Origin of the sequence: Kitasatospora sp. NPDC002965 (genome assembly GCF_040611255.1) — a bacterium.
In the GTDB taxonomy this organism is placed as follows: Bacteria; Actinomycetota; Actinomycetes; order Streptomycetales; family Streptomycetaceae; genus Kitasatospora.
Genome location: NZ_JBEXNT010000017.1, coordinates 1 through 12,945, shown reverse-complemented (window position 1 = coordinate 12,945; position 12,945 = coordinate 1). Strand labels below are relative to the sequence as shown.

Genomic DNA, 12,945 nt, shown 5'->3' with positions numbered 1-12,945 from the left:
CCCACTTTCCGGACATACGACCCATTGCCTGGCGCCAGCCTACCGGGGCGCGGACCTCACGCGTGACGGAACGTCAGAATCCCTCCCGATCAGGCGGATCCGGTCCGGAGCGAGCGCGACCCGCGCGGCACTCCCGGGCGAGCCGCCCCCGCCGACACCCCGAAACACTCCACGCAACACGGGAGCCCGCCAGGAACCCGCCGGAGAGGGACGCCTCGACGGGCGCCCGCCCCCTGGAGGGGGAGGCGGCAACACCTCTGGCGTTAATTTCGTATATCGCATATGTTACGCGGCACGACCTCGGCCCCGACGCCGATATCGCACCCGACCTGGCCCGTTGCCTGCCCCGCACGCACCAGGGCCTGCCTCCGTCCGCAGCCCGCCCACGCCGTAACGCCCCGCCCCGCACGGACGGAGCCCCGGCCCGGCGGATCCCCCACGAAGGAAGACCATGACCAGACCCGAGCCGCACGGTATGAACCGCCGCTCCGTCCTGCGCGGCGCCGCCATCATCGGCGCCGCCGCCTCCCTGCCCCAGGTCCTCATCCCCACCTTCGCGCACGCCGACGACGACACCGGCGGCGACTACGTCATCGCCTTCAACGACAACGGGGCGAAGCGGCAGACGATCCTCGGCCTCGGCTTCGAGATCCAGTCCGACTCCATCGGCTCCAACGACGGCCCCACCGACGACACCCTGGTCAGCGGCGTCCCCCTCGACCTGACCGCCGCCGCCTACACCCGCTTCATCAACGACATGCTCAAGGCCGGCCGCACCGACCGAGGCTTCCGCTACTGCCGACTCGCCATGGGCCTCTACCACCGCGGCGTCACCACCGACGGCAAGCGCTTCCAGGACCGCTACCCGGACCAGACCAAGAAGCTGGCCAAGATGGTCCAGGACGCGGGCATCGAGGGCCTCGGCGTCGAGTACTGGTCCCCCGCCCCCCACTGGAAGAGCAACGGACAACTCGGGGGCGGACCGAACAAGAACGCGACCCTCGCCTCCTTCACCCCGACCGAGTCCGCCGCCATGGGTGACGCCATGGTCGCCGACCTGGACTACCTGGTCGAAAACTCGAGGGAGACCCCGGCCTCGCCGCCGAGGCTGAAGATCTCCTGGTGGAGCCTGCAGAACGAACCCAACCAGGGCGCCGCCTACAGCAGCTGCAAGTACACCGACGAGCAGTACCGGGACGTCTTCAACATCATCGCGCCCAAGATCCGCGCGAACTACCCCGACGCGAAGATCCACGCGACCAGCATCAGCGGATGGTGGAACAACCGAGGCGCGGTCCTCAAGAACTCCACCACCACCATGCAGTACATCGACGCCTGGACCTGGCACAAGATCGGCACGGACAGCAACGCGCAGATCACCGAGAACTACACCGGCAGCGGCGTCGCCTCCAGGCCCGTCTTCAACAACGAGTTCGAGTACCTGTCGGGCCACGGCCCGGTCACCGACCGCGACACCCTCAACACCGCCCAGTCCATCATGAACTGGATGACCTTCCAGAACTCCCCCACCTGGTGGTGGCTGCACGCCCTCAAGCCCAGCACCGACGCCCTGTCCGAGAACTACGGCCTCGGCACCTGGCGGCCCCCGGGCGCCCCCGTGAACAGCCGCTTCCCCAACCTCCAGCCCGGCGACTGGACGTGGAACCCCCGCAACTGGAACGCCGTCGCCGGCTTCGTGAGGTTCATGCCCTGGGACTCCGTGCGCTACAACGTCGAAGAGCCCCACCCCACCGAGGCCAGCGGCGGCCTCAAGACCCACGCGAACGGCACCACGACGCCCGGCGGCATCACCTACCGGCCCAACCAGCGCATCATGGCCTGGAAGACCCCCGGCGGAAAGCCCGTCTTCGTCGTCACCAACCGCGGCAACGCGAACTACACCTTCACCGTCGACACCCAGACCACCGGCACCTTCCGGGGCTACCGCTACGGCCCCTCCACCAACATGGACAGCATCGGCGCCAAGACCGGCACCAACCTCACCGTCACCGTCCCGCCCCTGTCCATCGAGTTCTGGGTCCACGACTGACACCCCGGGTGCCGGCGAACCCCACCCGTCGGCACCCGAGCCGATCCGGCGAAACGCGGTGGGCCCGAAGAACCCGCCCGGCCGGACCCCTCCCCGGCCGGGCGGACCCGCCACCCCGAAGCCCCAAGCCCCGCAACCCCACCACCCCTCCCACCCTGGGCGCAGCACCGACGACGGGCCGGGCGGCGGCTGGTCCGCGCCAGACGTGGGCGGGCTGGATCTCGGTGGTGCAGAGGTGGGCCCGGGCGCCGACGCAGCGGGCCTCCTTGAGTCTGTTCACCTCACCAACGACCCCCGGTTCACGGCGTCCACCCGATACGGCCCGCCCACCAGGCCGGGCCGCTGCTCCCCGCGCCTGCGGCGGTCGCTCCCCGCGCCTGCGGGGGTCGGTCGGAGGCCGCGGCACAGAAGGCCCGAAGCACCCTGTCCTCCCTGCGAGCGCGTTGGCGGGTAGCGACCAGTAGGAGCGCGGGCACCGCCGCTTCTGTCGGCAGACGCAGGAGCCTGACCACAGCACCCGGCAGAACACCCCTCGCGCGGTTGGGTCCGTCCGGGCCCGTGGTCAGCGGGCGGACCAGACCGGGCAGTCCGCCGTGTGGCGTGTCAGCACCATCACGGTCCCGCCGTCCGTGACCTGCCGGTCGCGCGTGACCGTGCAGCACGCCACCAGTACCGGAGGCATCGCCCGGACGACTGCAGGAGTCTCGTCCCGGTCCGGCAGCGCGGTGCGCGGCCACGCGGGCTCCACAACCCGCGGCCCGGGCCGGCGAAGGGAAGCCCGGCGGTCGGCCTGCCCGATGGGCACCCCGAGAGCTCGGGCACGTGCGTGCAGACGGCGGCGATCGCGGCGTTCGGACATGGTGACACCCTGCACCCTCCCACCCCCTCCGCGCCAACGGCCTGGCAGGCGCATCCGGATCGGCCTACCAACGGGGCACCCGAACCGGCTCGTCCGTCAGGCCGGTCTGCGGTGCCGTCTCGGCCCCTGGCGGGGCGGCCCGGGCACGACCCGGGCCTGAAGGCCATCTCGTGAGTGCAGCCCTGGTCGTGCGGAAGGATCTCGTCCAGGATCAGCGTGCCGAGGTTGTCCCAGGGCGAGGGCTCGTTCGGAGTGCTGATCTGGACGGCTGTCACCCCCGCATAACGAATGGCCAGGTCCTCCTCGTGCTTCCAACAGTTGTGACGGAGGCGGAGGTCGAGGGCTTGACCCTTCTTGGAAGAAGATCGCCTGGTGGAGCGTCATGTCCTTGACGCAGCGCCGCCCGGCGAAGTCGTAGTGGCTCGGGTCGGTGGCGAACGCCCTGGCGCCCGGGGGCAGGTTGGTGCTCAGCGCAGGCAGAAGCTCAAGGTAGGGGCCGGGGCCGAGGACCCCGGTCAGTTCGCCGACTCGGACATCGAGATCGACATACTTCATTGCTCACTCCTGCTCGGTGGTGGCCAGCCGCGCGGCCAAGTCACGGGTGGACTCCTCGGCGTCCTTGACCGACGCGAGTCGGAATGCGTCGTCGAGTACGGGCAGGGTTGGATTCTTGCTGCGCTTTGAACTCATACGCTGACTTACCTCCGGTGGGGGGCGTCACATCCGTTATGGCACCCCGTAGAGGAACACGGCATCCGAGGCGGGAGCCGGGTCGGCTACGACCACTGTCCATGTGGGGGCGCGGGAAGACAGCAGGCGGTGGGGTAGGTGGTTCGCTGCTCCTGGACGTGGCGCAACGGGTGATCTCAGGGATCTCGCTCTCCTTCAGGAGGAGCCGCCACTCCGTTGTCCCTGGGGCCCCGAGGAGGCGATTCACTACGACGCGCCGGTTGAGTGACCGACACCAGGACCGCGAACAGGCCCGCTTGCCAGGTCGCCGCCGTCCGGTTCCCGAGGGTCTCGTCCGGCGGCGTCCACGTCGCCCTGCCCCGGACCGGCCGGGACACGACGAGCACGGTGTTGAGCAGGATGCCGCCCCGGCGAGCGCGGGCCGGCCGAGGGCGAGGCCGACGCCCCTCCGCGCACCGGAAGCTGACGCCGCCTCTGCCCCACCGGCCGCAGCGGCCACAGGGCCCGGGGCCCTGCGCCTGCTACGACCCGCCCCACCTGCGGATCGATCGAATTGTGACGCGAACACGTCCATTTGCTGCGGGGGTATTTCGTCTTCGTGTCCAAATGCCCTGATCTCTGGTGTCACGTGTCGCTCGCACACAGACTGGCCTCTGCACGGTCGTGCAACCACTCCTTGGATCGGAAGAGTTCCACCCGCATGCCTAGCTCCCCCAGACCCGCTACTCCCCAGCCACACCCGCCGCATCCGGTGGGGAGGTGGCGTCCGTGCTCCGGTACGTGACACGCAGGGCGGCGGGCTGGCTCCTGGTCATCGCCGTGGCCACCAACGCCACGTACTTCCTGGCCAGTTGGTTCCTCGACCCGCGCTCGAACTTCAAGGAGCTGCGCCCGGTCCGCACCGAGGAGCAGATCTCCCGGGCCTTGGCCCCCTACAACCTCGACCCGCACGAGCCGCTGCTCCACCGCTGGTGGGACTGGCTGACCGGTGTGGTCCTGCGCTTCGACTGGGGCCGCTCCCCGGTCGGGGTCCAGGTGAACGGGGAAATCGGCTACCGCTCCCTGGTCAGCGCCGAACTGGTGATCGGCGCCACGGTCCTGTCCGTCGTCGTCGGTGTCTCGCTCGCCGTCCACACCGCCTCGCGCCAGTACGGCTGGCGGGACCGGGCCGCCCAGGCCCTGTCCATGGCGCTCTTCAACGTCCCGGTGTCGATCGCCGCCCTCGCCCTGGTGTTCCTCGCCATCCGGCTGAACGAACAGGCGGGTTGGCACTTCCTGTACGTCGCAGGGGAGAAGTCGCCCGACGTGGAGGGGTTCTGGGCGACGATCGGTGACCGGCTGGCGCACCTGATCCTGCCGACGCTGACACTCACCCTGACGGGGTACGTGGGCTACCACCTCACCCAGCGCTCCCTGCTGCTGGACGTCATCGGATCCGACTTCGTGCGCACCGCCCGGGCCACCGGGCTCACCCGCGCCCAGGCGATCCGCCGACACGCCCTGCGCACGGCCCTGATCCCCACCGCCCAGTCCGTGGCCTTCAGCATCCCCGCCGCCTTCACCGGCGCGGTCCTCACGGAGACGATCTTCGGCTGGAACGGCATGGGCCAGTACTTCATCCAGACCATCAACAAGAACGACGTGCACGGCACCGTGGCCACCGCCGCCTTCGCCGCCGCCCTGACCGCGGTCGGCGCGATCCTCGCTGACATCACCACCGTTCTCCTCGACCCGAGAGTGCGGGTCAGCTGAGATGGGCACCCCTATGAGTCCCGACGCGACCTCCGAAAGCGTCCTCGCCAGCGCCACGACCACCGCCGCCACGGCCCCCGCCACCGGGGCTGCCCCCGGGCCGACCGCAGACCCGCCGCCCACCGAGCACGACGGGCGCTACCTGGGACGGCACCGCCTCTACCTCCGCCGCTTCCTGCGCAACCGGATCGCCGTCGCCGGCGTCGTGATCTTCCTGCTGCTCGTGCTGTTCAGCGCGTTCGGCGACCTGTTCACCCCGCACGGCTACGCGGACGCCGACTTCTCGGCCCTGACCCAGGCCCCGGGTGCCGAGCACTGGTTCGGCACCAACCAGGGCGGCAACGACATCTACGCCGCCGCCGTGCACGGCCTCCAGCGCTCGCTGACGATCGCGGTGAGCGTGTCCCTGCTGACCGTCGCCATCTCCGCGGTCGTGGGCGCGGGCGCCGCCTACTTCGGCGGCCGGGTGGAGAAGGCCACCCTCGCCCTCATCCACTTCCTGCTGATCGTGCCCTCCTTCCTCATCCTCGCCCTGGTCTCGCACCGGCTGGCCGGCGACTGGCGGGTCCTCATCCTCGTCCTGACGGTGTTCGGCTGGATGTCCACCGCCCGCGTGGTCTGGTCGGTGTCGACGTCCCTGCGCGAGCGCGACTACGTGCTCGCCGCGGAGTTCATGGGCGTGCGCCCCCTGCGCATCGTCGTGCGCCACATCATCCCCAACCTGGGCTCCCTGCTCATCGTCAACCTCACCCTGGGCGTGGTCTCCACCGTGCTCAGCGAGACCGCCCTGTCCTTCCTCGGCTTCGGCGTGCAGACCCCCGACGTGTCACTGGGCACGATGCTCGCCGACGGCGCGGGCACCCTCACCAGCGCCCCCTGGCTCTTCGCCTTCCCCGCCGGGCTGACCGTGCTCCTCACCGTCTCGATGACCTTCGTCGGTGACGGCCTGCGCGACGCCCTCGACCCCACGTCCACCGGCGCGGCAGGAGGCCGACGATGACCCTCGCACCCGCCCGCCCCACCGGGCCCGCGGCCGGGCCCACCGAGCCCGCACCCGTCCTGTCCGTACGCGACCTGCGCGTCTCGTTCCCCTCCGAGGCCGGACCGGTGGAGGCCGTACGCGGCATCGACTTCGACCTCCTGCCCGGGCGTACCCTCGGCATCGTCGGCGAGTCCGGCTCCGGCAAGTCCGCCACCGCCCTCGCCGTCATGGGCCTGCTGCCGCCCACCGCACACCTCAGCGGCCGGATCCTGCTGGGCGGCCGCGACCTGGCGGCGATGGACGACCGGGAGATCTCCCGGGTGCGCGGCAAGGACATCGGCATGGTCTTCCAGGACCCGATGTCCGCGCTCACGCCCATCTTCAGCGTCGGCCGGCTGCTCTCCCAGGCCCTGCGCGTGCACCGGGAGCTGTCCGCGAAGGACGCATGGGAGCAGGCGGTGGAACTGCTCGACCTGGTCGGCATCCCCGACCCGCGCGAACGCGCCAAGTCGTTCCCGCACGAGTTCTCCGGCGGCATGCGCCAACGCGTCGTCATCGCCCTGGCCATCGCCAACAAGCCCTCGGTCCTCGTCGCCGACGAGCCCACCACGGCGCTCGACGTCACCGTCCAGGCCCAGATCCTCGACGTGCTGCGCCTGGCCCAGCGCGAGACCGGCGCAGCTCTCGTCCTGATCACCCATGACCTGGGCGTGGTGGCCGGCCACGCCGACGACGTCGCCGTCATGTACGCCGGACGGATCGTCGAGCACGCGGGCGTCGACGAGCTCTTCCGCCGGCCCACGATGCCCTACACCGCCCGTCTGCTGGCCAGCGTCCCCACCGTGGACAGCGGCGTCCACCGGCCCCTGATCCCGGTCGGCGGCGAGCCGCCCTCGCTGGCCGCCCTGCCCGCCGGATGCCCCTTCGCGCCCCGCTGCGCGGTGGCCCAGGACGTGTGCCGCACCACGGAACCGGACCTGACCACACCGGACCTGCCCGCACCGGACCTGCCCGCACCGGCCGGGCAGCCCGGACGGGTCGCCTGCCACCGCGCGCAGGAGATCGCCGACGGAAGCCTCGACCCGGCGGCGGGCGCCGTGCCCGTGCCTGCGGCCCGCGCCGGGGAGCGGACCGCCGGCGAAGTGGTCCTGCGCGTCGAGGACCTGGTCAAGACGTTCCCCGTCACCAAGGGAGCCGTCCTCAGGCGCCGGGTGGGGACCCTGCACGCGGTCAACCACGTCAGCTTCGAACTGCGCGCCGGCGAAACCCTGGGCCTGGTCGGGGAGTCCGGCAGCGGCAAGACCACCACGCTGCGCGAGGTCCTGCGGCTGCGCGCCCCCGAGGGCGGCCGCATCGAGGTGGCCGGCACCGACGTCGCCACGCTGCGGTCGGCCGCCCAGGTGCGCGAGCTGCGGCGCGACATCCAGATCGTCCTCCAGGACCCGACGGACGCCCTGGACCCCCGGCTGACCGTCTTCGACCTGCTGGCCGAACCGCTCCGGGCCGCCGGCGCCGACCGGTCGGCCGTCCGGGCCCGGGTCACCCGGCTCCTGGACCTGGTGAGCCTGGACCGCGCCATGGGCGACCGCTTCCCCGCCGCCCTGTCCGGCGGCCAGCGCCAGCGCGTCGGCATCGCCCGCGCCCTGGCCCGCGAGCCGAGGCTGCTGGTCCTGGACGAGCCGCTGTCCGCCCTGGACGTCTCCGTGCAGGCCGAGATCATCAACCTGCTCGCCCGACTGAAGCGCGAACTGGGCCTGGCCTACCTCGTGGTGGCGCACGACCTGGCCGTGGTGCGCTACTTCTCCGACCGCATCGCCGTGATGTACCTCGGACACATCGTCGAGTCCGGCGCCACCGAGGAGATCTTCGCCCGGCCCCGGCACCCGTACACGAAGGCCCTGCTGTCGGCGATCCCGCTGCCCGACCCGGAGCGCGAACGCCACCGCGAGCGCATCGTCCTCGCGGGCGAGCAGCCCAGCGCCGCCAGGCTGCCGGAGGGCTGCGTGTTCGTCGACCGCTGCCCGCTCTACCGAGTTTCCGACCAGAGCGTACAGACGCGCTGCCGCACCGAACGGCCGGCCACCGCCGGGACCCCGGACGGCTCCGACCACCAGTACGCCTGCCACGCGGTCTGACACCCGCGCCGCCCCACCCCTTCACACCGATCCCACAAGGACACCCCATGCGTAGGAAGCTCACCCTGCCCCTCGCGCTCGTCGCGGCCGTCGCGGTCGCCGCCACCGCGTGCTCCTCCTCGTCCTCCTCCGGGCCGGACGCCAAGGAGACCGCCAAGGACACGGCCAAGGTCGCGTCCTCGGTCACCGACTACAACCCCCAGCCGTACGAGAACATCAAGGACGGCGGCACCTACACCACCGCGGGCACCTTCGACGAGCAGGGCAACCCCTTCAACGTCAACGGCACCCTGAACACGCTGCGGATCTGGTCCTGGTACAACGCCGACGCCATCACCTACTCGCCCACCGGCGAGGTCCAGTACAACCCGGACTACTACAGCGACGTGAAGGTCTCGGTCGAGGGCGGCGACCAGAAGGTCGTCATCACCCTCAACCCCAAGGCCGTGTTCAACGACGGCACCCCGATCGACTGGCGGGCCATCGAGGCCACCTGGAAGTCCAACAACGGCACGGACAAGGACTACGCGGCCTCCTCCACCGACGGCTACGACCTCATCACGTCCGTCACCCGGGGCGCGGACGACAAACAGGCGGTCATCGCCTTCAAGGGCGTCAACGCCTCCTGGTCCGCGCTGTTCACCACCTTCCTGCACCCCCAGGCCGCGACCGTCGCCAACTTCAACCAGGCGTACGTCAAGACGGCCCACCCCGAGTGGGGCACCGGACCGTACACCGTGGGCACCTGGGACGCCCAGTCCGGCAACATCACCTTCGTGCGCAACCCCTCCTGGTGGGGCCGGAAGGGCAAGCTCGACAAGCGCGTCTACGTCAACCTGGAGAGCGCCGCCGCGATCAACGCCTTCAAGAACGGCGAGATCGACTACGCCCCCGTCGGGACTGCGGAGAACCTCAAGCAGGTGAGGACCACCAAGGACGCCGAGGTCCGCAGCGGCGGCAGCCCCTTCGAGTACGCGCTGTACCTCAACACCAAGTCCCCGCTGCTCGGCGACGTCCAGGTCCGCAAGGCGGTGCAGGAGAGCATCGACCGCGCACAGATAGCGAAGATCCGGTTCCAGGGCCTCGACTACACCGAACCGCTGCCCGGCTCGGCGGTGCTCTACAGCTTCCAGCAGGGCTACCAGGACAACCTCACCGCCGTGCTGAAGTACGACCCGGAGCAGGCCCGGAAGACCCTGGACGCGGCCGGCTGGGCACCCGGGGCCGACGGCGTCCGCACCAAGGACGGCCAGGAGCTCGCACTCGGCTACACCCTGCTCGGAGACGACCCCATCGAGAAGGCCGTCGCCGGAGCGTTCACCGCGATGCTCAAGACCGTCGGCGTGAAGCTGACCGTCAACAAGGTCTCCGTGAACGAGTTCTCCAAGGTGCTCAGCGACCGCCGCTTCGACCTGTTCATCTCCGGCAACCGCTCGACGGACCCCTTCGGCGCACGGTACCTGTGCGACTTCTACTGCTCGGACCGTGACTCCAACATCACCGGAGCCGGCACCCCCGAGCTGGACAAGGAGATCCGCGCCACCGGAGAGATCGCCGACATCGGCCAGCAGATCGCGGCCGTCAACAAGATCGAGCAGAAGGCCCTCCAGCAGCACGCCCTCCTGCCGCTCTACAGCGGACCCTCCACCTACGGCCTCCGCAAGGGCCTCGCCAACGTCGGTGCCGCCATCTTCAACAGCCCGCTGCCCGAGACCATCGGCTGGCAGAAGTAGCACCACCGGCGCCCCGCGAGGGGCGAGGCGGAGCCGCCGATCGGGCCGCCGTGCTCGTCGGCGGCCCGCCCCGGCCGCACGTCGGCAGGCTGAGGAGGACGGAGCAGCGCGGTGGCTCGGTACAGTGTGGAGCCATGCGGCAGCGAGAGCGCGAACGTGCACTGTGGGACGCCTTCTTCCACATGGACGTCGAGCTGTGGCAGGTGCTGACCCGCAGGCTCCAGCAGGACACCGGGCTGTCCGAGCCGGACTGGCAGGTTCTGGACGCGCTGGGCAACACCGAGGGCCACACACTGCGCGCGTTCGAACTGGCGAGGACGCTGATGTTCGGCAAGAGCCGGCTCCACCAGCACGTCGGACGCATGGAGCAGCGCGGCCTGGTGGAGCGGGAGCCGGTGCCCGGTGACGCCCGCGCCACGGCGGTTTCCCTCACCCCGCAGGGCCTGTCGGTGTTCCGCCGGGCGCAGGCGTACCGCGCCCGGCACATCCGGGAGGAGCTGATCGGCGCTCTCACCGCGGACGAGGTGGAGCGGCTCATCGCGATCTCCGGGAAGATCCGCGCCCATGTGCGCCGGGACACGTCGGACTGAGGATCACTCCCAGACGGTGGTGGGGATCTCGGCCCGCAGGACGGGGGCGACCTCGGCGAAGAACCGTTCGAGGTAGCCGCGGGTGACCGCCAGGTCCGTCGTGTAGGTCGAGAAGAACCCTTCCACTCCGACGCCGAACACCTGGTTGCCGAACTTCCGGTGCAGGCCGAGGAGCTTCTCGGTGATCTGCTCGGCGGTACCGACGAGCGCGGATCCGTTCTCGATGAAGTCCTCCAGGGACTCGAACGGGAAGCGGGCGCGATCGCGGTAGTGCTCGGCCACCGAGGCCTCGAACATCGGCCGCGCGATCGCCAGGGCGTCCTGCGAGCGGTCGGTGATGATGGGGGAATGCACGCCCACGCCGACCAGCGCGGTGTCGGGATCGTGGCCGTGGAAGGCGAGCCGCTCGCGGTAGTGGGCGACCAGGTCGAGGTAGTGGTCGACGCGGTCCGTGCCGTTGGCCGAGTACAGCGGGTCCCCCCAGCGCGCCGCCAGTTCGGTGGAACGCTTGTTGGTGGCCGAACCGTGCCAGACCCGGGGCGCCGGCTGCTGGAACGGCCGGGGTTCGAGGGAGGCCTCGGTCAGCTTCGGACGGTAGCGGCCCTCCCAGGTGACCTTCTCCTCCCGCCACAGCCGCCGGAGCAGCTCGTAACCCTCCTCCAGCCGGTCCCACAGGTCGGCCGGGTCGATGCCGAAGACGCTCGGCGCGACCGGGTCGCCGCCCTTGCCGATGACCAGGTCGAGCCGTCCTCCGCTGAGGTGGTCGAGCGTGGCGTAGTCCTCGGCGGAGCGGACGGGGTCGGTGAGCGACAGCACCGCGACCGCGGTGACCAGGCGGATCCGGGTCGTCCGGGCGGCGATGTTCGAGAGGATCACCGCAGGTGACGCCGACAACAGGTCCGGATTGTGCCGCTCGCCGACCCCGAACGCGTCGTACCCCACCCGCTCGGCCCACAGTGCGAGATCGATCAGCTCCGTGAACCGCTCCGTCCGGCTGAGCGGCGGGCTTCCCAGTCCCCTGCTCTTCTTGGGAACCAACGTACTGGCCAGGAATTTCACGAGCACACCCCTCCCCTTGGGTTCACATGTGAACTCTGGAGGAGGCGGTCTCCCCCCGTCAAGACGGCAGCCGAACGAGGCCGACACCGACCACCGTGCCGATCGCGATGATCGGCATCGTGACCCGCCGACTCGCCGGCGACACCGTCCCGACCTGACGCGCAACCCGACCGTCAGGACCGGAGACGAAACGCCCGACGAGTCTCCGCCCCCGGAGGGCGGCTGACGGAGCATCGGGTGCACCGTCGCGGGAAGGGGGGTGCGCTCCGCGTGATGACATGCCCGTGAACGTCCGGGTGTGTCCGGATCGATCAGGAATGGAGAAGCGCGTTTCACGGAGCCACCTCTAGCCTGCTCACCATGGACATCACCATTCACACGACCTCCCTTCCGCACGACGACCCGGACGCGTCGCTCGCCTTCTACCGCGACGTCCTCGGCTTCGAGGTCCGCAGCGATGTCGGGCAGGGCAGGATGCGCTGGATCACGGTCGGCCCGCCCGGCCAGCCGGGCACGTCGATCCTTCTGGCGCCGCCCGCCGCCGATCCCGGCATCACCGAGGACGAGCGCCGCACGATCACCGAGATGATGGCCAAGGGCACCTACGGCTGGATCCTGCTGGCCACCCCGGACCTCAACGCCACGTTCGAGAAGGTGCAGGCCGGTGATACCGAGGTCGTCCAGGAGCCGACCGAGCAGCCGTACGGCATCCGCGACTGTGCGATCCGCGACCCCGCGGGCAACCTGGTCCGCATCCAGGAGCTGCGCTGACCCGTGCGGGCACCGGTGCGGCCGTGCGGGCCGACACCGCGACCACCCGTGAGGAACGCGGCGGCGCACCGGAGCGGACGTGGGTGCCGTGTCGGTCGCCCACCAGGACCGCGTCCGGGACCTCGGTGAACCGGTCGTGAGCCCGGACTCCGCCCCGCCGCTGTCGGGCCGTCGCCCGGCCGGCGGCCGGCCGGGTCCGGCGGACCGGTCCACACCGTTGAGCGTCCGGGGGGCCGCCGCGGGGGGGGCCCCGGCGCGCGCCCCCCCGGCTGGGGGTGGGAGAGATTGAAATACAAAGGGGGGGAGCCCAAGGGAAACCCCCAA

Annotated in this window: 9 protein-coding genes; 7 read left to right on the top strand and 2 right to left on the bottom strand. The window is 70.7% G+C overall.

Going from position 1 to position 12,945, the window contains the following annotated elements; genetic code table 11:
* The first annotated feature begins 451 nt into the window (after positions 1 to 451).
* On the top strand, positions 452 to 2,050 hold the full coding sequence (locus tag ABZY91_RS10110) for a hypothetical protein (protein WP_355401259.1): 1,599 nt from the start codon (positions 452 to 454) through the stop codon (positions 2,048 to 2,050).
* A 1,417-nt stretch (positions 2,051 to 3,467) separates the two neighbouring features.
* Here the strand turns inward: ABZY91_RS10110 and ABZY91_RS10105 are convergent.
* Entirely contained in the window at positions 3,468 to 3,599 is a 132-nt protein-coding gene (locus ABZY91_RS10105; RefSeq protein ID WP_355401257.1) for a hypothetical protein, read from the bottom strand.
* A gap of 768 nt (positions 3,600 to 4,367) precedes the next feature.
* Between ABZY91_RS10105 and ABZY91_RS10100 the strand changes: the two genes are divergently transcribed.
* The 5 genes from ABZY91_RS10100 to ABZY91_RS10080 all read left to right on the top strand — a co-directional run bounded on the left by ABZY91_RS10100 (position 4,368) and on the right by ABZY91_RS10080 (position 10,791).
* Positions 4,368 to 5,351 (top strand): ABC transporter permease, encoded by a 984-nt coding sequence (locus tag ABZY91_RS10100; RefSeq protein WP_355401255.1) that lies wholly within the window; start codon positions 4,368 to 4,370, stop codon positions 5,349 to 5,351.
* Positions 5,352 to 5,364: 13 nt separating this feature from the next.
* Positions 5,365 to 6,351 (top strand): ABC transporter permease, encoded by a 987-nt coding sequence (locus tag ABZY91_RS10095; protein WP_355401253.1) that lies wholly within the window; start codon positions 5,365 to 5,367, stop codon positions 6,349 to 6,351.
* Positions 6,348 to 8,468 (top strand): ABC transporter ATP-binding protein, encoded by a 2,121-nt coding sequence (locus ABZY91_RS10090; protein WP_355401251.1) that lies wholly within the window; start codon positions 6,348 to 6,350, stop codon positions 8,466 to 8,468. The genes ABZY91_RS10095 and ABZY91_RS10090 overlap by 4 nt, the downstream gene beginning before the upstream one ends.
* 47 nt (positions 8,469 to 8,515) lie before the next feature.
* Positions 8,516 to 10,201 (top strand): ABC transporter family substrate-binding protein, encoded by a 1,686-nt coding sequence (locus ABZY91_RS10085; protein ID WP_329879787.1) that lies wholly within the window; start codon positions 8,516 to 8,518, stop codon positions 10,199 to 10,201.
* A 134-nt stretch (positions 10,202 to 10,335) separates the two neighbouring features.
* On the top strand, positions 10,336 to 10,791 hold the full coding sequence (locus ABZY91_RS10080) for a MarR family transcriptional regulator (protein ID WP_355401249.1): 456 nt from the start codon (positions 10,336 to 10,338) through the stop codon (positions 10,789 to 10,791).
* Positions 10,792 to 10,794: 3 nt separating this feature from the next.
* Here the strand turns inward: ABZY91_RS10080 and ABZY91_RS10075 are convergent, their stop codons facing one another.
* Complete coding sequence (locus ABZY91_RS10075; RefSeq protein ID WP_355401247.1) at positions 10,795 to 11,856, bottom strand: LLM class flavin-dependent oxidoreductase; 1,062 nt, start codon at positions 11,854 to 11,856, stop codon at positions 10,795 to 10,797.
* A 354-nt stretch (positions 11,857 to 12,210) separates the two neighbouring features.
* Here ABZY91_RS10075 and ABZY91_RS10070 point away from each other — a divergent pair, with 354 nt between their 5' ends.
* The gene (locus ABZY91_RS10070) at positions 12,211 to 12,621 is read left to right on the top strand and encodes a VOC family protein (RefSeq protein ID WP_329879784.1); all 411 of its coding nucleotides are present in this window, start codon (positions 12,211 to 12,213) and stop codon (positions 12,619 to 12,621) included.
* Positions 12,622 to 12,945: the final 324 nt, after the last annotated feature.

Excerpts from the sequence above, each read along its gene's own strand:
- ABZY91_RS10110 (WP_355401259.1), top strand. The coding sequence starts at position 452 with ATGACCAGACCCGAGCCGCACGGTATGAACCGCCGCTCCGTCCTGCGC.
- ABZY91_RS10095 (WP_355401253.1), top strand. The coding sequence starts at position 5,365 with ATGAGTCCCGACGCGACCTCCGAAAGCGTCCTCGCCAGCGCCACGACC.
- ABZY91_RS10085 (WP_329879787.1), top strand. The coding sequence starts at position 8,516 with ATGCGTAGGAAGCTCACCCTGCCCCTCGCGCTCGTCGCGGCCGTCGCG.
- ABZY91_RS10090 (WP_355401251.1), top strand. The coding sequence starts at position 6,348 with ATGACCCTCGCACCCGCCCGCCCCACCGGGCCCGCGGCCGGGCCCACC.
- ABZY91_RS10105 (WP_355401257.1), bottom strand. The coding sequence starts at position 3,599 with ATGAGTTCAAAGCGCAGCAAGAATCCAACCCTGCCCGTACTCGACGAC.
- ABZY91_RS10080 (WP_355401249.1), top strand. The coding sequence starts at position 10,336 with ATGCGGCAGCGAGAGCGCGAACGTGCACTGTGGGACGCCTTCTTCCAC.
- ABZY91_RS10070 (WP_329879784.1), top strand. The coding sequence starts at position 12,211 with ATGGACATCACCATTCACACGACCTCCCTTCCGCACGACGACCCGGAC.